Source organism: Halomonas heilongjiangensis (assembly GCF_002879645.1).
In the GTDB taxonomy this organism is placed as follows: domain Bacteria; phylum Pseudomonadota; class Gammaproteobacteria; order Pseudomonadales; family Halomonadaceae; genus Halomonas; species Halomonas heilongjiangensis.
In genome coordinates, this window is the sequence record NZ_PNRE01000067.1 from 1 (window position 1) to 19519 (window position 19519).

General features: G+C 69.5%; 20 protein-coding genes. 14 read left to right on the top strand and 6 right to left on the bottom strand.

Annotated elements, in window-relative coordinates:
* Both C1H66_RS22930 and C1H66_RS15200 read left to right on the top strand, forming a co-directional pair.
* Positions 1–269: DUF4129 domain-containing protein (locus C1H66_RS22930; RefSeq protein WP_205738675.1), on the top strand; the 269-nt coding region annotated here is incomplete at its 5' end.
* Positions 270–343: 74 nt separating this feature from the next.
* Positions 344–829: a glutathione peroxidase gene (locus C1H66_RS15200; RefSeq protein WP_102628758.1), complete on the top strand. Its 486-nt coding sequence runs from the start codon at positions 344–346 to the stop codon at positions 827–829.
* A gap of 11 nt (positions 830–840) precedes the next feature.
* Here the strand turns inward: C1H66_RS15200 and C1H66_RS15205 are convergent, their stop codons facing one another.
* Positions 841–1227 carry a DUF7079 family protein gene (locus C1H66_RS15205; protein WP_102628729.1) on the bottom strand — a complete coding sequence of 129 codons (387 nt, stop codon included), beginning with the start codon at positions 1225–1227 and terminating at the stop codon, positions 841–843.
* Positions 1228–1398: 171 nt separating this feature from the next.
* Here C1H66_RS15205 and fabV point away from each other — a divergent pair, with 171 nt between their 5' ends.
* From fabV to zapE, 12 genes are all read left to right on the top strand, one after another.
* Positions 1399–2610 (top strand): enoyl-ACP reductase FabV, encoded by a 1212-nt coding sequence (fabV, locus tag C1H66_RS15210; protein WP_102628730.1) that lies wholly within the window; start codon positions 1399–1401, stop codon positions 2608–2610.
* A 77-nt stretch (positions 2611–2687) separates the two neighbouring features.
* Positions 2688–2903 (top strand): hypothetical protein, encoded by a 216-nt coding sequence (locus tag C1H66_RS15215; RefSeq protein WP_102628731.1) that lies wholly within the window; start codon positions 2688–2690, stop codon positions 2901–2903.
* 122 nt (positions 2904–3025) lie between these two features.
* Positions 3026–4003, top strand: coding sequence for a GlxA family transcriptional regulator (locus C1H66_RS15220; RefSeq protein ID WP_181423475.1), 978 nt, complete (start codon positions 3026–3028; stop codon positions 4001–4003).
* Between the two features lie 107 nt (positions 4004–4110).
* Positions 4111–4668 (top strand): isochorismatase family protein, encoded by a 558-nt coding sequence (locus C1H66_RS15225; RefSeq protein WP_102628732.1) that lies wholly within the window; start codon positions 4111–4113, stop codon positions 4666–4668.
* Entirely contained in the window at positions 4652–5623 is a 972-nt protein-coding gene (locus C1H66_RS15230) for a GlxA family transcriptional regulator (RefSeq protein ID WP_240618353.1), read from the top strand. Before C1H66_RS15225 ends, C1H66_RS15230 begins: the two co-directional genes overlap by 17 nt.
* Positions 5624–5812: 189 nt before the next feature.
* A complete protein-coding gene (locus C1H66_RS15235) occupies positions 5813–7027 on the top strand; it encodes an aspartate aminotransferase family protein (protein WP_102628733.1) in 1215 nt (404 codons plus the stop codon).
* Between the two features lie 50 nt (positions 7028–7077).
* Positions 7078–8151, top strand: a complete 1074-nt coding sequence (locus C1H66_RS15240) for an arginine N-succinyltransferase (RefSeq protein WP_102628734.1) — start codon at positions 7078–7080, stop codon at positions 8149–8151.
* A complete protein-coding gene (astA, locus tag C1H66_RS15245) occupies positions 8151–9197 on the top strand; it encodes an arginine N-succinyltransferase (RefSeq protein WP_102628735.1) in 1047 nt (348 codons plus the stop codon). Before C1H66_RS15240 ends, astA begins: the two co-directional genes overlap by 1 nt.
* Positions 9197–10666 (top strand): succinylglutamate-semialdehyde dehydrogenase, encoded by a 1470-nt coding sequence (gene astD, locus C1H66_RS15250; RefSeq protein ID WP_102628736.1) that lies wholly within the window; start codon positions 9197–9199, stop codon positions 10664–10666. The genes astA and astD overlap by 1 nt, the downstream gene beginning before the upstream one ends.
* Positions 10663–12030, top strand: coding sequence for an N-succinylarginine dihydrolase (gene astB / locus C1H66_RS15255; RefSeq protein WP_102628737.1), 1368 nt, complete (start codon positions 10663–10665; stop codon positions 12028–12030). Before astD ends, astB begins: the two co-directional genes overlap by 4 nt.
* A gap of 89 nt (positions 12031–12119) precedes the next feature.
* Positions 12120–12596, top strand: a complete 477-nt coding sequence (locus C1H66_RS15260) for a GNAT family N-acetyltransferase (protein ID WP_102628738.1) — start codon at positions 12120–12122, stop codon at positions 12594–12596.
* Positions 12593–13732, top strand: coding sequence for a cell division protein ZapE (zapE, locus tag C1H66_RS15265; protein ID WP_102628739.1), 1140 nt, complete (start codon positions 12593–12595; stop codon positions 13730–13732). Before C1H66_RS15260 ends, zapE begins: the two co-directional genes overlap by 4 nt.
* 52 nt (positions 13733–13784) lie before the next feature.
* On the opposite strand, the gene C1H66_RS15270 is transcribed toward zapE, so the two are convergent.
* The 5 genes from C1H66_RS15270 to C1H66_RS15290 form a co-directional block, all read right to left on the bottom strand.
* On the bottom strand, positions 13785–14834 hold the full coding sequence (locus C1H66_RS15270) for an SPFH domain-containing protein (protein WP_102628740.1): 1050 nt from the start codon (positions 14832–14834) through the stop codon (positions 13785–13787).
* A 2-nt stretch (positions 14835–14836) separates the two neighbouring features.
* Positions 14837–15331: an NfeD family protein gene (locus tag C1H66_RS15275; protein WP_102628741.1), complete on the bottom strand. Its 495-nt coding sequence runs from the start codon at positions 15329–15331 to the stop codon at positions 14837–14839.
* Between the two features lie 121 nt (positions 15332–15452).
* The gene (gene ftsH, locus C1H66_RS15280) at positions 15453–17351 is read right to left on the bottom strand and encodes an ATP-dependent zinc metalloprotease FtsH (RefSeq protein WP_102628742.1); all 1899 of its coding nucleotides are present in this window, start codon (positions 17349–17351) and stop codon (positions 15453–15455) included.
* A gap of 123 nt (positions 17352–17474) precedes the next feature.
* On the bottom strand, positions 17475–17750 hold the full coding sequence (locus tag C1H66_RS15285; protein WP_102628743.1) for a hypothetical protein: 276 nt from the start codon (positions 17748–17750) through the stop codon (positions 17475–17477).
* A 116-nt stretch (positions 17751–17866) separates the two neighbouring features.
* Positions 17867–19342, bottom strand: coding sequence for an alpha-amylase (locus C1H66_RS15290; RefSeq protein ID WP_102628744.1), 1476 nt, complete (start codon positions 19340–19342; stop codon positions 17867–17869).
* Positions 19343–19519: the final 177 nt, after the last annotated feature.

The window sequence follows — 19519 nt, forward strand, 5'->3', positions numbered from 1 at the left end:
AGCGGGCCCTGTTGCTGGCCCTGCAAGCCTGGCTGACCCGGCGTGGCCTGGGGCCGGAACCCGGTGAGTCTCCGGCGGCGCACCTGCGGCGTATCGCGCCACGGGCGGGGCCGGCCGGCCCGGCCCTGGAGGAGAGCGCCCGCCATCTCGAGCGACTCGTCTATGCCCCGGTGGGGAGCGCGGAGCGTCGCGAGCGGCAACGCCGACTGGCGCGGCGGGTGGCAGAGGTGCGTCGGCGACTGGAGCGCCGGAGCGCCCCGGCCCCATGAACCGAGGGCGGCGAGGCTGGCGTGCGGCCGGCGAGCGTGGCATCGTGGACACCATCACCCCTGAAGCTTCGACCATGTCCATTCACGATTACCAATGCCGCAACTATCGCGGCGAGCCCTTCAACCTCGGTGCCCTGCGCGGCCAGGTGCTGCTGATCGTCAACGTGGCCAGTCGCTGCGGCTTCACCCCTCAGTTGCGGGAGCTCGAGCGGCTCTACCGCCGCTATCGCGACCGGGGGTTCACCGTGCTGGGCTTTCCCTGCAACCAGTTCGGCCACCAGACGCCGGAGTCGGCGCTGGACTTCTGCGCCTTCAGCGAGCGGGAGTACCGGGTCAGCTTTCCGCTGATGGAGAAGGTCAAGGTCAACGGCGCCGACGCCCACCCGCTGTTCGAGGAACTCAAGCGCGAGGCACCTGGCGTGCTGGGCACCACCCTGATCAAGTGGAACTTCACCAAGTTCCTGGTGGGCCGCGACGGCCGGGTGATCCACCGTTTCTCGCCCCGGGACGGCGAGTTGGAGCTTCGCGAGGCCCTGGAGAAGGCCCTCGATGAGCCCTGAAGGTCGTTCGGTCAGGGCATCTCGCCGCGCTCGACCATCAGCCGTACCACCAGCTCGTTCCAGCGGTGACGCGTCATCATCGTGGTGAGCCCGGAGAACAGCGCCCAACTCTTGCGGCGCCAGCCCGTGAGGCGCAGGTTGTGGGCCACCAGCTGCTTCATCAGCTTGTGGTCGTCGAAGTGGCGCCACTCGCCGACCACCGACATCTGGTGGCGTGCCAGCACCGGCGCCAGCTCCAGCCGGAAGATCCACTCCAGCTCGCGCAGCGTCAGTTGGTGACGTTCGATGATCTCGATCATGCGGGCATAGTCGCGTTCGCCGGGCTCGCGTTCGAGCCACAACGGCGCCAGCGTCAGCCACAGCTCGCCGCGCTCGTCGACCAGGGTCTGTGCATCCATATCGTGACTCCAGCAAAAGAGGTCGTGCCCGGGAAGAGCATCCTGCCCCAGCGTCGCGCGCGGCTCAAGGGCGGACAGGATGCGGCGTGGTCGCTAGAATGTGCCCACTGCCACTCCGAATCAACGGGCGCGGCCAGGTGCCATGCCCGACACCCATCAGCGAGGTCTGTCGTGATCATCAAACCCAAGGTTCGCGGTTTCATCTGTACCACCACCCACCCCCTCGGTTGCGAGAAGAACGTGCTCGAGCAGATCGAGGCCACCCGGGCCCGGGGCCTGGACAAGAGTGCCGGGCCGAAGAAGGTACTGGTGATCGGGGCGTCCAGCGGCTACGGCCTCGCCGCGCGCATCACCGCGGCCTTCGGCTATGGCGCCGACACCCTGGGGGTGTTCTTCGAGAAGCCGGGCAGCGAGAAGAAGCCGGGTACCGCCGGCTGGTACAACGCCGCGGCCTTCGACAAGTTCGCCAAGGCCGAGGGGCTCTACAGCAAGTCGATCAACGGTGACGCCTTCTCCCACGAGGCCCGCGACACGGCGATCGAGCTGATCAAGCAGGACCTCGGCCAGGTCGACCTGGTGGTCTACTCGCTGGCCTCGCCGGTGCGCAAGCTGCCCGACTCGGGCGAGCTCAAGCGCTCGAGCCTCAAGCCGATCGGCGAGACCTACCGGGCCACCGCCATCGACACCAACAAGGACACCATCATCGAGGCCGAGGTCGAGCCAGCCACCGAGCAGGAGATCGAGGACACCAGGGCGGTGATGGGCGGCGAGGACTGGGAGCTGTGGATCGATGCCCTGGCCGAGGCCGGCGTGCTCGCACCCGGCGCGCGCAGCGTGGCCTTCAGCTACATCGGCACCGAGATCACCTGGCCGATCTACTGGCACGGTGCCCTGGGCAAGGCCAAGGAGGACCTCGACCGGGCCGCCGGCGAGATCGACAGGCGCCTTCGCGAGACGGGTGGCGGCGCCAACGTGGCGGTGCTCAAGTCGGTGGTGACCCAGGCGAGCGCGGCCATCCCGGTGATGCCGCTCTATATCGCCATGGTCTACAAGGTGATGAAGGAGCAGGGGCTGCACGAGGGCACCATCGAGCAGCTCAACCGCCTGTTCGGCGAGCGGCTCTATTCGCGTGAAGGCCAGGGCGGGGCGTTCATCACCGATGAGGCGGGTCGCCTGCGCCTGGACGACTGGGAGCTGCGCGATGACGTCCAGCAGGCGTGCAAGGCCCTCTGGCCCCGGGTGACCACCGAGAACCTGTTCGAGATAACCGACTATGCTGGTTACAAGCACGAATTCCTCAAGCTGTTCGGGTTCGAGCGCGACGACGTGGACTATGACGCCGACGTGGACCCCGTGGCGGAGTTCGATGTCGTAAACCTGTAGGCGGGCATTTCCGACCCGGCGTCTTCCCGGGCCACGCGCCTGCCACTCATCGACGACGGGATGCGCAGGAGGTCCGTATGGATACCAGGGAAAGCAAGACCCCGGAGGAAGAAAGGGACCACGTGATGGGACAGCGTACGCCGGAGGACTACGACAACCCCGAGCCGGACGAAGAGCAACCCGAGGCCAAGGCCCCCTCGCACGGGCTCCACCGCGTGTTGCCCATCGTCATCGTCGTCCTCGGCCTGCTGGTGGCGGCGATGCTGATCTTCAGCGGGGGCATCTTCGACTGACCTCCCGCCACCGGGCCGACCGGTCCGGTGGCGCCCGGTCCCTGGCCCGTCGTGAGGCGGGGCTGTGGTTCGCCCCGGCCTTGGGTAAGATAAGCCTTTGCCCGGCCAAGGCTCCGCTTCGCATGTCCGACTCCGTATCTCCTTCCCGCACGTCGACCCTGACGCGGCATGTCGGTGTCGTGGTGCTGCCCGGCTTCTCGCTGCTCGCCCAGGCCTGTGCCACCGAGCCGCTGGCGGTGGCCAACCAGCTCGCCGGCCGGCCCCTCTACCGGCTCACCACCTTCGGCCTCGACGCCCGCCCGGTGACCAGTAGTTCCCAGCAGGCGCTGCTGGCCCATGAGCGGGCCGGCGAGGCCTTCGTCGGGCTCGACATGCTGCTGGTCTGTGCCACCGGGCCGCTGGCGGCGGGGGTGCCCGAGGCCCTCTTCGAGTGGCTGAAACGGCTGGCGACCCGTGGGGTGGTGCTGGGCGGCATCGGCGGCGGGACCGAGGTGCTGGCCCGGGCCGGGGTGCTCGACGGCTACCGAGCCACGCTGCCCTGGCAGCGCTTCGACGCCTTCGCACGCGCCTACCCCCGGGTGAGGCTTTCCCAGCAACTGTTCGAGATCGACCGCGATCGCCTCACCTGCGGTGGCGGCACCGCGGCCATGGACATGATGATGACCCTGATCGGCAGCCAGCAGGGCAGCCAACTGGCCGAGCGGGTCTCGGAGCACTTCGTGCTCGAGCGGGTGCGCATGGGTGACGAGCCCCAGCAGGTCTCGCTGCGCTCGCGACTGGGGCATGCCCCCCAGAGCCTGATCGAGGCGGTGGCGCTGATGGAGGCCAACATCGAGGAGCCGCTCACCACCCATGAGCTCGCCGAACACCTGGGCATCTCGCGGCGCCAGCTCGAGCGGCTGTTCAAGAAGTACCTGCAGGCGGTGCCGAGCCGGTATTACCTTGACCTGCGACTGCAGCAGGCACGCAAGCTGCTGCGCGAGAGCGACCGCCCCGCCGGGGAGATCGCCCTGCAGACCGGTTTCTCCTCGGCGGCGCATTTCTCCACCGCCTACCGCAACCACTTCGGCATGACGCCCCGGGAGGAACGGCTGGGGTAACCATAGTGATATGGCCGAAATTGTCCGATGATGAGCCGCTCGTGGCCTGAGCGGGACTCTCGAGGACCGCTATGCTGGCATGACCATTCACAACGGAGACCATGCCGATGAGCAGCGCACTATTGATGATCGACGTTCAGGCGTCCTTCCCCGCCCGCGACTACTGGGACGAGGCCCTGGCAGCGCCGTGGCGCCCGCGGCAGCGCGCCTTGCTGGATAGCGCCCGGGAGGCAGGCATCCCGCTGGTGCGCATCTTCCACGAAGCGCCGGGGAGCGGTACGCCTTTCGATCCCTCGAATGGCCTGATTCATCCGCTCGAGGGTTTCGACGACCCCGCTGCGACGACCTTCCACAAGCGTGCTCACAACGCCTTCACCGATACCGAACTGGCAAGCTGGCTGCGCGAACGCGGCATCGGGCACCTGGTCGTCAGCGGCATCCGTACCGAGCAGTGCTGCGAGACCACCACCCGCGTTGCCGCGGATCTCGGCTTCAGGGTGGACTTCGTGAGCGAGGCCACGCTGACCTTCCCGATGCACCGTGCCGGTAGGACCTGGAGCGCCGAGGAGATCCGTGCGCACACCGAGCTGGTGCTGGAGGGGCGCTTCGCGCGCATCGTCGACGTCGCCACCCTCGGCGAGGAGTGGCGTGCACGGGTCGCCTGAGGGGCGGCCGATCCGGGTCGGGGTGCTGATGCTCCCCGGCCAGGTACCGCTCGACCTGATCGGCCCGTTGCAGGTGCTGCACAGTGCCCAGCGGCACTGCGAAGGCATCTCGATCCGCTACTTCGGGCCCTGCGCCTCGCTCGACTGGCTGGGGCCGCTGTCGCTGTCGGGCATCGAGCCCCTGCCGGTGCGAGTCGAGTCGTGGGACCTGTTGCTGGTGCCGGGGCAATATCGTCGCGGCATCGATCCCGCCTTCCAGTCGGCCTGCGTCGACTGGTTGAGGCGCGGGGCCGCCGGCGCCGACACGCTGATGGCCGTGTGTTCGGGGGCGCTGCTGCTGGGGGAGGCGGGGCTGCTCGATGGTCGTCGCTGCACCACCCACCATACCTTGCTGGATCGCCTGCGGGACGTGGCGCCCGGGGCCCAGGTACAGGGGGACTGTATCTTCATCGAGGATGGCCCCGTGCTGACCAGCGCCGGTATCTCCACCGGCGTCGACACTATGCTGCACTGGGTGACCCGTCGTCTCGGCCATCGCCTGGCGCTGGGCGTGGCCCGCGAGATGGTGCTTTACCTGCGGCGCAGCGGCCAGGAACCCCAGCTGGCCGGCTGGCTGGAAGGGCGCAACCATGTCGATGAGCGCATGCACCGCCTGCAGGATGCCCTCTGCGAGCGCCTGCGAGAACGCTGGACCCTGGAGGACATGGCCGAGGTGGCGGTGATGAGCGAGCGCCACCTGCGGCGTCGCTTTGTCGAGGTGGCCGGGATGTCGCCGCTGGACTATCTGGCGCGACTGCGCCTGCAATTGGCGCGACAGTTGATCGAGGAGACGCCGTGGAGCCTGGCGCGCATCGCCGAGGAGGTCGGGCTGGGCGGCGACCGGCAACTCAGGCGCGCCTGGAAGCGCTATGCGTCGGGCTCCCCCGGCGAGTGGCGGCGGTCCCGAGCCGGCTGAGCGCCACCACCGATTCTTGCCGGCCGGCCACGCAGTCACGGAGGGGCGCCTGGCGATCGTCGCGCAGGCGGCTCCCCCCGCCGCTGCGTTTTCACAAATTGGGGTCCCATTGCTGAAAGCTTCCCTCGACGCCGCTCCCTATACTCGAGTCTCATCCAGTGATTCCCGACCGATGGAGTGGAGACCGACATGAGCCAGACCCCGACCCGCGCCGATTTCGACCGTTACATGGTGCCCAACTATGCCCCCCAGAAGGCGATACCGGTGCGCGGCGAGGGGAGCCGCCTGTGGGACCAGGAGGGGTGCGAATACATCGACTTCGCCGGCGGCATCGCCGTCAACTCGCTCGGTCATTGTCATCCGGTGCTGGTCGAGGCCCTCACCGCGCAGGCGAGCCGGCTCTGGCATCTCTCCAACGTCTACACCAACGAGCCGGCGCTGGCCCTGGCGCGCTGCCTGGTCGAGCGCACCTTCGCCGACAAGGTCTACCTCTGCTCGTCCGGCGGCGAGGCCAACGAGGCGGCCCTGAAGCTGGCCCGGCGCTGGGCCCATGACCGCCATGGCGAGCACAAGCACCGCATCGTCTCCTTCGCGCAGTCCTTCCACGGCCGCACCTTCTTCACCGTCAGCGTCGGCGGCCAGCCCAAGTACTCCGCCGGTTTCGGCCCGGTGCCGGGCGGCATCGTCCACGGCGAGTACAACAACCTCGACAGCGTGCGCGACCTGATCGACGACGACACCTGCGCGGTGATGGTCGAACCGATCCAGGGCGAGGGTGGCATCGTGCCCGCCACGCCGGAGTTCCTCCAGGGCCTGCGCGAGCTGTGCGATGCCCACGACGCCCTGCTGATCTTCGACGAGGTGCAGACCGGCGCCGGCCGTACCGGCTCGCTCTACGCCTACCAGCAGTACGGCGTGACGCCGGACATCCTGACCAGCGCCAAGTCGTTGGGGGGCGGTATCCCGGTGGGCGCCATGCTGGCCACCGATGCGGTCGCCGGGGTCTTCACCCTGGGCACCCACGGCTCCACCTACGGCGGCAACCCGCTGGCCTCGGCGGTGGCGCTCGCCGCCGTCGAGTTCATCGATACCCCCGAGGTGCTGGCGGGCGTGACGCAGCGCCACGACCTCATTCGCGAGCACCTGGAGGCGATCAACCGCAAGCACGGCGTGTTCCGCGAGGTTCGCGGCATGGGGCTGCTGATCGGCGCCGAGATGGCCCCCGACTACGAAGGGCGAGCCAAGGACATCCTGCCGCTGGCCCTCGAGGAGGGGCTGATGGCGCTGATCGCCGGGCCCAACGTGCTGCGCCTGGCGCCGTCGCTGGTGATTCCCGAGGCCGACATCGCCGAAGGCATGGCACGCCTCGAACGGGCCGTGGCTCGGCTGGTGGCGGCGCAGTGAGTCGCCGCCCCGCCATGGTTGACGACGAATCCCGACCCGGAGGCACCGCCATGCTGGTCGTACGCCCCGTCCGCTCGGCGGACCTGCCGGCCCTGGAGCGGCTGGCCGGGACCGCCACCCCGCGGTTGACCAACCTGCCGGCCCATCGCGACCGCCTCGAGGAGCGCATCACCCGCTCCCGCCAGGCCTTCGGCCAGGAGGTGGGGTTTCCCGGCGACGAGCACTACACCTTCGTGCTCGAGGACCTGGAGCGCGGCGAGGTGGTGGGCACCGCCACCGTGCGTGCCCAGGCCGGTGCCCGCGAGGCCTACTACACCTATCGCCAGGAGACGCTGATCCACGCCTCGCAGCAGCTCGACGTGCGCCGCGAGGTGCAGACCCTGGCGCTCTCCCACGAGGTCTCCGAGGCGAGCCTGCTGTGCGCCCTGTCGCTCGATCCGCGCTACAAGGGGACCAGCGCCGAGAGCCTGCTGCGGCGGGCGCGGCTGATGTTCATCGCCCAGTACCCGGAGCGCTTCGCCGACATCCTGGCGATGGCCTTCCCCGGCTACCTGGACGACGGCGGCGAGTCGCCGTTCTGGAACAGCGTGGGGCGCCACTTCTTCGTCCGCGACTACCAGGAGATCAACTACCTGGCCGGGGTGCGTTCGAAGAGCTTCATCGCCGAGGTGATGCCGCAGTTCCCGCTCTACCTGGCGCTGCTCACCCCCCAGGCGCGGGCCGCCATCGGCCGCGAGCACCCGGACCACGAGGAGGCCCTGGCCGAGATGCTGGCCGAGGGCTTCCTGCGCTCGCGCCACGTGGATATCTTCGACGCCGGCCCGGTGATCAAGGGCGAGCGCGAGCGGCTCGCCAGCTTCCGGCGGGCCGCCTGGCACCCGGTGCGCATCCGCCCGGAGCATGCCCTGCCCGATGCCGAGCCGGCGATGGTCGCCAACCAGCAGCTGGCGGACTTCCGCTGCGTGGTGACGCGCTATGCGCTGTCGCCCACCGGCCAGCTGATGCTCTCGCCCGAGCACGCCGACCTGCTGGGGGTCGAGGACGGCCGCGCCGTGCTCGCGGCGCCGCTCGCCCTGCCGGGGGCGGACGAGCACGATCCGGGCTATGACGAGGGGGAACTGTGATGCGCATTCGACCCATCGCCGAAGGCGATCTGGACGACCTGCAGGCCCTGGCCCGGGAGACCGGCGTGGGCTTCACCTCGCTGCCCGACAATCGCGACTTCCTGGCCGCCAAGATCGCCTCCGCGGTGAGCGCCTTCGAGGAACGCATCCCGGTGGACCGGCGGCTCTACTTCTTCGTGCTCGAGGACGAGGCCCAGGGCAAGCTGGCCGGCTGCTGCGCCATCGAGGGACAGGTGGGGCGCGAGGTGCCCTTCTATCACTACCGGCTGGGCACCCTGGCCCACTCGTCGGTGCAGCTCGACCTGCATCGCACCATCGACACGCTGTTCTTGAGCTCCGACCATACCGGCGACGCCGAGGTCGCCTCGCTGTTCCTGCGCCCGGAGTACCGTGGGGCCGACCGTCGCCACCAGCGCAACGGCGCCCTGCTGTCGATGATGCGCTGGCTGTTCATGGCCGAGTTCCGCGACCGCTTCCCGGACAAGGTGCTGGCGGAGATGCGCGGCGTCTTCGACGAGCACGGCAGGAGCCCCTTCTGGCACTGCCTGGGCAGCCACTTCTTCCCGCTGGATTTCAACGAGGCGGACAAGCTCACGGGGCTGGGGCAGAAGAGCTTCATCGGCGAGCTGATGCCCAAGTTCCCGATCTACACCCCCTTCCTCTCGGACGAGGCGCGGGCCTGCATCGGCCAGGTCCACGAACAGACCCGGCCGGCGCTGGCGATGCTGAAGAAGGAGGGCCTGCGCTGGGAGGGCTATATCGACATCTTCGACGGCGGCCCCACCGTGGAGGCCTACATCGACGACGTGCGCGGCGTGCGCCTGTCGCGCCACTGCCGCGTCGAGGTCAAGGTCGGCGCCGCCCCCTCCGACGCTCGCCCCCGCTGGCTGGCGGCCACCACCGGCATGGCCGGTTTCCGGGCCGCCTGGGTGGGGCGCGGGCCCGACGCGCATGACGTGCTGACGCTGAGCGAGGAGGAAGCGCGGCGGCTCGAGGTCGCCGCGGGCGATACCCTGCGCATACTGGATACCGAGGAGGAGGCGTGATGAAGGCGAGACGGCAACTGCTGATCGATGGCCACTGGCAGGAAGGAAGCGGCGAGCACTTCGCCAAGCACGACCCGGTGTCCGGCGAGCGTCTCTGGCAAGGGGCGGCCACCAGCGAGGGGCAGGTCGAGGCGGCGGTGGCGGCGGCGCGCCGCGCCTTCCCGGCCTGGGCCCGCACCCCGTTCGCCGAGCGCCAGGCGCTGGTGGAGCGTTTCCGCGGGGTGCTGGAGTCCCACCGCGAGGACCTGGCCACCGCCATCGCCCACGAGACCGGCAAGCCGCTGTGGGAGGCGCGCACCGAGGTCGGGGCGATGATCGGCAAGGTGGCGATCTCGATCCGCGCCTACCAGGAACGCACCGGCGAGCGCCGCCGCGAGCTGGGCGATGCGACGGCGGTACTGCGCCATCGCCCCCACGGCGTGATGGCGGTGTTCGGCCCCTACAACTTCCCCGGCCACCTGCCCAACGGCCATATGGTGCCGGCGCTGCTGGCCGGCAACAGCGTGGTGTTCAAGCCCAGCGAGCAGGCCCCGCTGACCGCCGATCTCACCCTGCAGTGCTGGCAGGAGGCGGGGCTTCCCGACGGCGTGATCAACCTGGTGCAGGGCGCGGCCGCGACGGGCCAGGCGCTCTCGGCCCACCCCGGCATCGACGGCCTGCTGTTCACCGGCAGCGCCAAGGTGGGCGGGATCCTGCATCGTCAGCTGGCCGGCCAGTTCGACAAGATCCTGGCGCTGGAGATGGGCGGCAACAACCCCCTGGTGGTGAAGGACGTGCCCGACCAGGACGCCGCGGTGCTGACCATCCTGCAGTCGGCCTACCTCTCCGGCGGCCAGCGCTGCACCTGCGCGCGGCGGCTGATCGTGCCCGAGGGGCAGGTCGGCGACCGCCTGCTGGATGCGCTGAGTGACGCCATCTCGCGGCTGCGGGTCGCCGGGCAGTTCGCGGAGCCGGCCCCCTTCTATGGCGGCCTGGTGAGCCCCCGGGCGGCCGACGGCCTGCTCAAGGCCCAGGATGACCTGGAGGCCCTGGGCGGGGTGGTGCTGTCGCGCATGGAGCGCCTCGAGGCGGGCACCAGCCTGCTCACGCCGGCGCTGATCGACGTCACCGGCTTGACGGTGCCCGACGAGGAGCACTTCGGCCCGCTGCTCAAGGTGACCCGTTACCGGAGCTGGGACGAGGCCATCGCCCTGGCCAACGACACCCGCTACGGCCTCTCCGCCGGCCTGATCGGCGGCGAGCGCGCCGACTGGGACGACTTCCTGCTGCGCATCCGTGCCGGGATCACTAACTGGAACCGCCAGACCACCGGTGCCTCCGGCGATGCCCCCTTCGGCGGGGTGGGCGACAGCGGCAACCATCGCCCCAGTGCCTTCTATGCCGCCGACTACTGCGCCTATCCGGTGGCCTCCATGGAGAGTGAAGACCTGCATCTACCCGACCAACTGCCCCCGGGAGTGGTGTTATGAGCGATGCTGCCGACAGGAACTACCGTGAAGTCAATTTCGACGGCCTGGTGGGGCCGACCCACAACTACTCGGGCCTGGCGCTGGGCAACGTGGCCTCCATGACCCACGAGGGGCTGGTGGCCAACCCCAGGGAGGCCGCCCTGCAGGGGCTGGCCAAGATGAAGGCGCTGATGGACGCCGGCTACGCCCAGGGGGTGCTGCCGCCCCAGCAGCGTCCCGACCTCGGGGCGCTGCGCTCGCTCGGCTTCACCGGCAGCGACGCCGCGGTGCTGGCCCGGGCGGCGGGCGAGGCGCCGCAGATCCTGCGGGCGGTCTGTTCGGCCTCGAGCATGTGGACGGCCAATGCCGCCACCGTGACGCCGAGCCTCGACGCCCCGGATGGCCGGGTGCACTTCACCCCGGCCAACCTGCAGTCGAGCTTCCATCGCTTCCTGGAGCCGGCGACCACGGCGCGGGTGCTGGCGGCGATCTTCCGCGACGAGTCCCGCTTCGCCCACCACCCGGTGCTGCCGGCGAGCCCGGCCTTCTCCGACGAGGGGGCGGCCAACCACACCCGGCTCTGCGGCGGTCACGGCGAGCCCGGCGTGCACCTGTTCGTCTATGGCCGCGAGGCCTTCGGCTGGGGGGCGGAAGAGAGCGTCGCCCCGAAACGCTTCCCGGCTCGCCAGACCCTCGAGGCGAGCCAGGCGGTGGCGCGTCAGCACGGCCTCGGCGAGTCGCAGACGGTGTTCGCCCAGCAGCACCCCGATGCCATCGATGCCGGGGTCTTCCACAACGACGTCATCGCCGTGGGCAACGGCCCGGTGCTGCTCTACCACGAGATGGCCTTCCTCGCCGAACGGGCGACCCTGGACGAGCTGCGCGCCAAGCTCGCCACGCCCTTGATCCCGGTACGGGTGCCGCTGGAGGCGGTGAGCCTCGACGATGCCGTGGCGTCCTACCTGTTCAATTCGCAGCTGCTCTCCAACCCGGACGGCACCATGACCCTGGTGGTGCCCGGCGAGTGCCAGGAGCGCGAGAGCGTCTGGCGGACGATCCAGGATCACCTGCTGGCGGGCAACAACCCGATCACCGAGGTGGTGGTCAAGGACGTCAAGCAGAGCATGCGCAACGGCGGCGGCCCGGCCTGCCTGCGGTTGCGGGTGGTGCTCGGCGAGGCCGAGCGCGCCGCGCTCTCCGGCCGGGTGCTGCTCGACGAGGCCCTCCACGGCGAGCTCACCGCCTGGGTCGAGCGCCACTACCGCGACCGCCTGGCGCCGGAGGATCTCGCCGACCCGCAACTCGCCGTGGAGACGCTTGCCGCCCTGGACGAGCTGACGCGGATCCTGGCGATCGGCGCGGTCTATCCCTTCCAGCTGGGCTGACGCCGGGACGGCGTGAGGCCCCGGTCCGCCCTGGTGGCGGGCCGGAACTGCATGTTCACCCTGAGCGCAACTGGTGAAGGAGTACGCAGATGGATCAGCTGGAGATCGTGCGATTGACCGTCGATTCCCCGCACCTCGCCCGGGTCGCCGCCTGGCAGAACGCCGAGTGGGGGCACCTGACGCCCGGCGAGACGCCGACGTCGCGGCTGAAGGCGCTGCGCGGTGAGTGTGGCGATGCGGGAGTACCGTCGGCCTTCGCGGCGCTGTGCGATGGCCAGCCCGTGGGCACGGCCAGCCTGGTGGCCGACGACATGAGCGTGCGCCGCGAGCTGAGTCCCTGGCTGGCGTCGGTGTTCGTGCCGCCCGAGTGGCGTGGCCGGGGCATCGCCTCGCGCCTCGTCCAGCGGGTCGAGGCCGAGGTGGCGGCGAGTGGCATTGCCCGCTTGTACCTGTTCACCCCGGATCAGCAGGCGCTGTATCGCCGGCTGGGCTGGCAGGATCACGAGGCGCTGAACTACCGGGGCGAAGACGTGACCATCATGGTCCGCCGCCTGGACGCCGAATGACGGCGGCCTCGCCCCTGGCGACCTATCGGCAGGCGGTGGAACGCCAGGGCTTCGTGGCGGACGAGGCCCAGCAGTCGGCGGCCGCCCGGCTCGAGCGCTGCTTCCATGCCGTGCACCGCGACGCTGACGCGGTGCACCCGGAACGGATACCGGGCGTCTACCTGTGGGGACCGGTCGGGCGCGGCAAGACCTGGCTGATGGACGGCTTCCATCGCGGCCTCCGGGTGCCGGCCCGGCGCCTGCATTTCCACCATTTCATGCGCTGGGTGCACCGACGCCAGTTCCAGCTGCGCGGGACCGTCGATCCCCTGGCGGCCCTGGCCCGCGAACTGGGTGACGAGGTTCGGGTGCTGTGCCTCGACGAGCTGTTCGTCAGCGATATCGCCGATGCGATGCTGCTCGGCCGGCTGCTGAGCGCGATGTTCGACCACGGGGTGACGCTGGTCTGCACGTCCAATCAGGCACCCGACCAGCTCTATGCCGACGGCTTCAACCGCGAGCGTTTCCTGCCCGCCATCGCCGCCATCGAGCGCCATATGCAGGTGGTCGAGCTGGATGGCGGCCGCGATCACCGGCTACACCCCGGCGAGGCGCACCCGCGCTACTGGGTGAAGCAGCCCGATCGGCCGAGTGCGCTGGGCGCGGTGTTCGAGCGGTTGAGCGCGGGCGAGGCACGCGACGACGCTCCCATCGAGCTGGGACATCGCCGCATCGCAGTGCGGTGCCACAGCGAGACGGTGGTCTGGTGCCGCTATGCGGATCTGTGCGAGCAGCCCCTGGCGGCCCTGGACTTCATCGCCCTGGTCGACCGCTTCGCCCATGTCCTGATCGGCGAGGTGCCGCGGCTGAGCGACACGCATCGCGTCGGTGGCATCGCACGCGGTACCGAGGATGGCGCGGAACGCGTGGCGGCCGGGGAGCGGGAGCTGCCGCCGCTGTCCCGCAAGGACGACGGCGTGCGCCGCTTCATCGCCCTGGTCGACGAATGCTATGACCGGCGCACGCCGCTCTACCTGGAGGCCGAGGTGGCGCTGCCCGACCTCTACCCACGCGGCTACCTGGCCTTTCCGTTCCAGCGCACCCTGAGCCGCCTGCAGGAGATGCAGCTGGCGCGCTTCGGGGCCGAGGCCGGCTGAACCGACGGGCCGGGCAGGACGCCCGGCGCGATGCTTCGGGGCTGGGGGATGCTCAGCCGCCCGTGGCGGCCCCCCCGACCACGCCGCCGCGCAGGCCGCTCTGGTTGCCGCTGGCCCTCAGGTGGTTGGCCACGGCGTCTTCCGGGGAACCGGCCATCTCGCGGAACATGCCCATGGAGCCGAGCAGCGCACTGGACTCGTAGGGCACGAACACGCGCTCTCCTTCCCCGGCCATGTTCGGCAGGACCTTGATGTAACTCTGGCCCAGCAGGTAGCCGACCACGGTGCGCTTGTTCTCCTCGCTGTCGCCGATGGCATTGAGGACCAGCTTGATCGATTCCTGCTCGCCCTGGGCCCGCAGGATGGCCGACTCCTTGTCGCCCTGGGCGTTGAGGATCGCCGATTCGCGCTGCCCCTGGGCCTTGGCGATGGCCGCGGCCTTCTCGCCCTCGGCCTCGGTCACCGTGGCGCGACGCTTGCGCTCGGCGGCCATCTGCAGGCGCATGGCGGTCTCCACCTCCTCGGGCATGGCGATGTCCTGCACCTCGACCCGCGAGATCTTCACCCCCCACTTGGAGGCGGGCTCCTCCATGGCGGCCTGGATCTCGTTGTTGACCTCGGCACGGGACTCGAACAGCTTGTCGAGCTCCATCTTGCCGACCACCGACCGCAGGGTGGTCTTGGCCAGCACCTCCACCGCCTGGCTCATGTTCTCGACCTCGTAGACGGCCCGCTTGGGATCGATGATCTGGTAGTAGAGGGCGCCGTTGATGGTCACCGTGACGTTGTCGGTGGTGACCACCGGCTGGCCGGGGAAGTCCATCACCGTCTCGCGGCGGTCGATGCGGATCTCGTCGCTGGTGATGGCGTGATAGTCATCGCCCATCTTCCGGTAACGGATCATGGTGATGGCGCGGGGCTGCTCGATGAAGGGGATGATGATGTTGATCCCGCTCTCGAGCAGCCGGTTGAACGACCCCAGTCGCTCGATGACCATGACCTCGGACTGGCGCACGATCACCAGCCCCTTGACGATGATCAGGATGCCGATGACGACGACGATCAGGCTGAGGATCAGGCCCGGGCTGAGAGGTAGGTCCATGTTCACTGCTCCCTGTGTGGTGTGGATGAGACGCTTGTCGTGGAGGTGTCGGGGGGGATGGGCGAGACGAGGGCGGTCGTGCCGTCGAAGGTCTTGAAGGTCACCCGGGTACCCGCCGGCAGCTCGGTGGCGCCGGTTTCCACCACCCGCAGGCGGTAGAAGTCGCCGTTGATCTTGATGCCGGTGGCCCCGTCGAAGTCGCGCTTGAGGGTGGTGTAGGTGCGATGCTTCTCCACGCCGGTGCCGGTGGTGCCGTAGGCCACGCCACGGGGCGAGAACCGGGGCCGGATCACCATCACCGCCAGCGGCACCAGCAGCCCAGAGAACACGCCCATGCCCAGCAGCTGCCAGGGCAGCGACAACCCCATGGCGGCCAGGCCGGCGGTCAGGCCGGCGGCCACGCCCAGCGCCAGCAGCATCAGGCCGCCGGACATCAGCTCCGCGAGGCCCAGCAGCAGGGCGATGGCCAGCCAGAGATAGGCGAGGTTCCAGTCCATGGTGACTCCGGTCGACGTGAAGAGTGCGGGTCATGACCCGGTGTCGATAATGGCAGGATTTCGCCGGCCTGCCCATGGCCTGCTGCATGACCGCCCTGGTGGAGGGGCCGGCAGCCTCGGATCAGTCGGCGGCCTCATCACGCGGGCCGGTCGTGGTCCTGTCGGCATGAGTGTCTAACCGCCGCTCCTGCAGCGGGGCATCCTGCCGTGGGCGTTGGGACAGCATCGGGGGGAACTCGGCGGCCGTCAGCGTCTCGCGCTCGAGCAGCAGGGCGGCGCCGGCCAGCAGGTCCGCGCGGCGGCCGGCGAGGATCTCCGTGGCCCGGGCATAGGCCTCGTCGACCAACTGGCGCACGGCGAGGTCGATCTCCCTGGCCGTTGCCTCCGAGTACTCGCGTGGCTGGCTTGTGCCATAGATGTCCCCCAGGAAGGCCTGGCGCTCCTCCTCGTAGACCACCTGCCCGGCATCGTCGGCCATGCCGAAGCGGGTCGCCATCTGGCGAGCGATCTCGGTGACCTTGGCCAGGTCGTCGGCGGCTCCGGTGGAGACTTCATCGAAGACCAGGCGTTCTGCGGCACGTCCGCCCATCAGCACGGCCATGCGCTGTTTCAGGTCGCTCGCCGTCTGGAGGAAACGGTCCTCCGTGGGGCGCTGGATGGTATAGCCCAGGGCGCCGACCCCGCGCGGAATGATCGAGACCTTGTGCACCGGGTCCATGCCCGGCAGCGACGCCGCGACCAGGGCGTGGCCCATTTCGTGATGGGCCACCACGTCTCGCTCGTGGACATTGAGCAGGCGGCTCTTCTTCTCCAGGCCCGCGACGATGCGCTCGATGGCATTGGTGAAGTCGGCCATGGTCACGGCCTCGCCATCCCGGCGCGTGGCCAGCAGCGCCGCCTCGTTGACCAGGTTGGCGAGGTCGGCACCGGTGAAGCCAGGCGTCAGCGAGGCGAGGTGGTCGAGATCGACGTCTGGCGAGAGCTGGTGGATCCTGCCGATGTGCACCTTGAGAATGGCGAGGCGTCCCAGGCGCTCGGGGCGATCCACCAGTACCTGGCGGTCGAAGCGGCCCGCCCGCAGCAGCGCCGGATCGAGAATCTCCGGCCGGTTGGTGGCGGCGAGCAGCACGATGCCCGAGGACGGATCGAAGCCGTCGAGCTCCGCCAGCAACTGGTTCAGGGTCTGTTCCTTCTCGTCGTGGCCGCCACCCGGGATGCCCGCGCCGCGGGCCCGCCCCAGCGCATCCAGTTCGTCGATGAAGATGATGCAGGGCGTGGTCTTGCTGGCTTGCTCGAACAGGTCGCGGACCCGCGCGGCGCCCACCCCGACGAACATCTCGACGAACTCCGAGCCGGAGATCGAGAAGAACGGCACCCCCGCCTCGCCCGCCACGGCCCTGGCGAGCAGCGTCTTGCCGGTGCCCGGCGGTCCCACCAGCAGGATGCCCTTGGGCACATGGGCACCGAGTCGACCGTAGCGTTCGGGGTCGCGCAGGAAGGCGACCACCTCCTTGAGTTCTTCCTTGGCCTCGTCGACCCCGGCGACATCGTCGAAGGTGACCTTGGTGGACGTTTCCACATAGACCCTGGCCTTGGACTTGCCCAGGGTGGTCATCCCGCCGAGCCCCTGACTCCCAGTGAGCCGGCGAATGATGAAGCTCCAGAGGACGAAGATCAGCAGCAGCGGCAGGACCCAGGAGAGCAGCGTGGTCAGGAAGGGGTTCTCCCGGGTGCCGTCGAAGACGATCCCGTGCCGCGACAGCTCCTCGGCGAGCGCCGGCTCGATGCGCTGAGTGGAGAAGGCGGTGCGGCCGTCGGGCTGGGGCGAGGTGAAGGTGCCGGTGATCCGGTCCGGGCCGACCTCGACCTCGGCGATCTGCCCCGCCTCGAGCAGCCGGGTGAACTCCGAGTAGGGGATCGGCTCGACGGTCTGCACGTTGCGGAAGAGGTTCTGGAGCAGCAGGAAGAAGATGATGGCGGCGAAGATGTAGTAGATGTTGATCTGGTGTTTCTTGTCCATGGGAACCTCGCGCCGAGTCGCCGCGCCCGACTGCTGTCATGCCATGCGCCACGCCGGCGTGGGGGAGCTCCTTCACTCTAGCCCAGGATCGCCCGCCAGGGCCTGTGCTGGATCAAGGCAGCCTCACCGGCTTGCATCGGCCCCGGTGGCGGGCGGCCTCGAGCCACTCGGCTTGGAGAGCGAGATGGGGGGTACCTCGTGGCCGAATTCGCTGAGCAGCTCGACGGATACCCAGCGCACGGGCACGGCAGAGGTCCAGGTCGCTACGGCTGGCTGCACCGACACGCCCTCGTCGGGTGGGTCGGCTGCCGTGTTCTCCGTGGCGGTGAGGGCCCAGGCCGCGGCGGCGGCCAGTACGGCCCACTTCAGCGGACGCGCAATATGGCCATGGTGTTTCATCGCTTCAGCCTCCCAGGGGCAGGGAGCGGGATGCCCTACACAGTATAGCGGCTCAATTACGCGCGGCCTGAGCCGCGCAGACACCCCGCCGGGCGTCTCGGGCTCTGCGTTCACCGTCAGGGCGCGGGCCGCTCGGCACTCAGGACCACGGCGCCGTCCCTGGGAACCTCGGCCTCGGACCAGCCGTCGTCATCGACGCTCACCCGGGTCACGCAGCCGTCCAGCAGGTTGCAGTACTCGCCGGCGGGCAGCCCGGTGACGAGTTCCGCCTTCCAGGTTTCGTCACTGCGGTTCAGGGCCACGAAGCCGCGCCCGCCGCGGGCGAAGGCGATGCGCGACGCCCCCGCCTGCTGCCAGTGGGTCACCGGGGCATCGCCCATGGCCTGGCGGAAGTCGACCATCGCGGTGACCAGCGGCCAGCGGTGCTCGCAGACCCAGCCCCGGGTGTCGACCACACCCTCGTCCAGGCAGCCCAGGCCCTCGTCACCGTGGACCGGCAGGGTGCGCCAGCCCTCTTCCGCCACCGAGGGTGGGCCCTGGTCACCGTCGTCGAAGGTATAGCTCGACATCAGCTTGGGGGTGCCATAGGGCCAGGCCAGCATGAAGGTGAGCGCCAGCCGGTAGTAGTCGTCGCGGTGCATCAGCACCCCACCGCCCACGTGGCCGCGCTGCTTGTCGTGGTTGTCGACGAATACCAGGGCCGAATCGCTTTCCACCCACCCTTTTCCCTGACCCAGGGTCTCGAGGCTGGCCAGGTCACCGCTCTCGATGGCGGTGGCCAGGTGGTGGGAGTAGCCGAACTCGGTCACCGCGGCGTTGGTGAGGTACTCCCCGGCCTCGATCGGCTCATTGCCCGGGTCGATCACCTCCTGGAAGACATAAGGTTCGCCCTCCAGGCGCTCGAGGATCGCGCCGATGTCCTCGGCCGGCATGTGCTTGGCGGCGTCGATGCGAAACCCCGCTACCCCCATCTCCAGCAGCCCCTGCAGGTAGTCGGCGATGCGTTCGCGCACGCTTTCGGTACCGGTGGCCAGGTCCGCCAGTCCCAGCAGGTGGCAGTGCTGGACCTCATGGCGGTCCTGATAGTCGCGGATCTGATCGTCCTCATGGCGACCGCAGTGGTTGAAGTCCTCGTCGCGGGTATAGAGGTCGCCGTAGCGGAAGGGGGTGTAGGGCGTGCCGGCGATGCCCACTCCCTCGCCGATCCCGGCCATATGGTTGATCACTGCATCGACCAGGATGCCCACACCCGCGGCCTCGCAGCGCTCGATCATCTGCTGGAAGGCGGCGCGATCGCCGCTGCGCGAGGTCAGCGCGTAGCTGACCGGCTGGTAGCGGGCCCACCAGGCACCGTCGACGCCGTCGAGGGCGATATGCTCGTTGGGTGGCGAGACCTGCACGGCATCGATGCCGGCCGGGCCGAGGTGGGTCTCGCACTCCGTGGCGATGTCGTCCCAGCGCCACTCGAACAGGTGGACGATCACCGGCGACCCGCTGCCCAGGCGGGTCGGATCGCCCAGGGGGGAGGCAAGCGCATGGGAGGCGAGGCCGGCGGCCAGCAGGGTCAGGCCGGCCAGGGCGGAATAGCGCATCGGGAGGTCACTCCTTTGTGGTTGTTGGCGGCTCCATGCTAGGGGGTCGCGGGCCCGTCGACCTCCTCCTGCCCCTCGCCCTGACCGCCATGACTACGCCCCACCCATACGCCACCCCTGCGCCCCCCGGGGAGGAGGCCCTCGCCGCGGCGATTGGCGAGGCTAGCAACGTTCGAC

Excerpts from the sequence above, each read along its gene's own strand:
- C1H66_RS15200 (WP_102628758.1), top strand. The coding sequence starts at position 344 with ATGTCCATTCACGATTACCAATGCCGCAACTATCGCGGCGAGCCCTTC.
- C1H66_RS15205 (WP_102628729.1), bottom strand. The coding sequence starts at position 1,227 with ATGGATGCACAGACCCTGGTCGACGAGCGCGGCGAGCTGTGGCTGACG.
- C1H66_RS15215 (WP_102628731.1), top strand. The coding sequence starts at position 2,688 with ATGGATACCAGGGAAAGCAAGACCCCGGAGGAAGAAAGGGACCACGTG.
- C1H66_RS15220 (WP_181423475.1), top strand. The coding sequence starts at position 3,026 with ATGTCCGACTCCGTATCTCCTTCCCGCACGTCGACCCTGACGCGGCAT.
- C1H66_RS15225 (WP_102628732.1), top strand. The coding sequence starts at position 4,111 with ATGAGCAGCGCACTATTGATGATCGACGTTCAGGCGTCCTTCCCCGCC.
- C1H66_RS15235 (WP_102628733.1), top strand. The coding sequence starts at position 5,813 with ATGAGCCAGACCCCGACCCGCGCCGATTTCGACCGTTACATGGTGCCC.
- C1H66_RS15240 (WP_102628734.1), top strand. The coding sequence starts at position 7,078 with ATGCTGGTCGTACGCCCCGTCCGCTCGGCGGACCTGCCGGCCCTGGAG.
- astA (WP_102628735.1), top strand. The coding sequence starts at position 8,151 with ATGCGCATTCGACCCATCGCCGAAGGCGATCTGGACGACCTGCAGGCC.
- astD (WP_102628736.1), top strand. The coding sequence starts at position 9,197 with ATGAAGGCGAGACGGCAACTGCTGATCGATGGCCACTGGCAGGAAGGA.
- astB (WP_102628737.1), top strand. The coding sequence starts at position 10,663 with ATGAGCGATGCTGCCGACAGGAACTACCGTGAAGTCAATTTCGACGGC.
- C1H66_RS15260 (WP_102628738.1), top strand. The coding sequence starts at position 12,120 with ATGGATCAGCTGGAGATCGTGCGATTGACCGTCGATTCCCCGCACCTC.
- zapE (WP_102628739.1), top strand. The coding sequence starts at position 12,593 with ATGACGGCGGCCTCGCCCCTGGCGACCTATCGGCAGGCGGTGGAACGC.
- C1H66_RS15270 (WP_102628740.1), bottom strand. The coding sequence starts at position 14,834 with ATGGACCTACCTCTCAGCCCGGGCCTGATCCTCAGCCTGATCGTCGTC.
- C1H66_RS15275 (WP_102628741.1), bottom strand. The coding sequence starts at position 15,331 with ATGGACTGGAACCTCGCCTATCTCTGGCTGGCCATCGCCCTGCTGCTG.
- ftsH (WP_102628742.1), bottom strand. The coding sequence starts at position 17,351 with ATGGACAAGAAACACCAGATCAACATCTACTACATCTTCGCCGCCATC.
- C1H66_RS15285 (WP_102628743.1), bottom strand. The coding sequence starts at position 17,750 with ATGAAACACCATGGCCATATTGCGCGTCCGCTGAAGTGGGCCGTACTG.
- C1H66_RS15290 (WP_102628744.1), bottom strand. The coding sequence starts at position 19,342 with ATGCGCTATTCCGCCCTGGCCGGCCTGACCCTGCTGGCCGCCGGCCTC.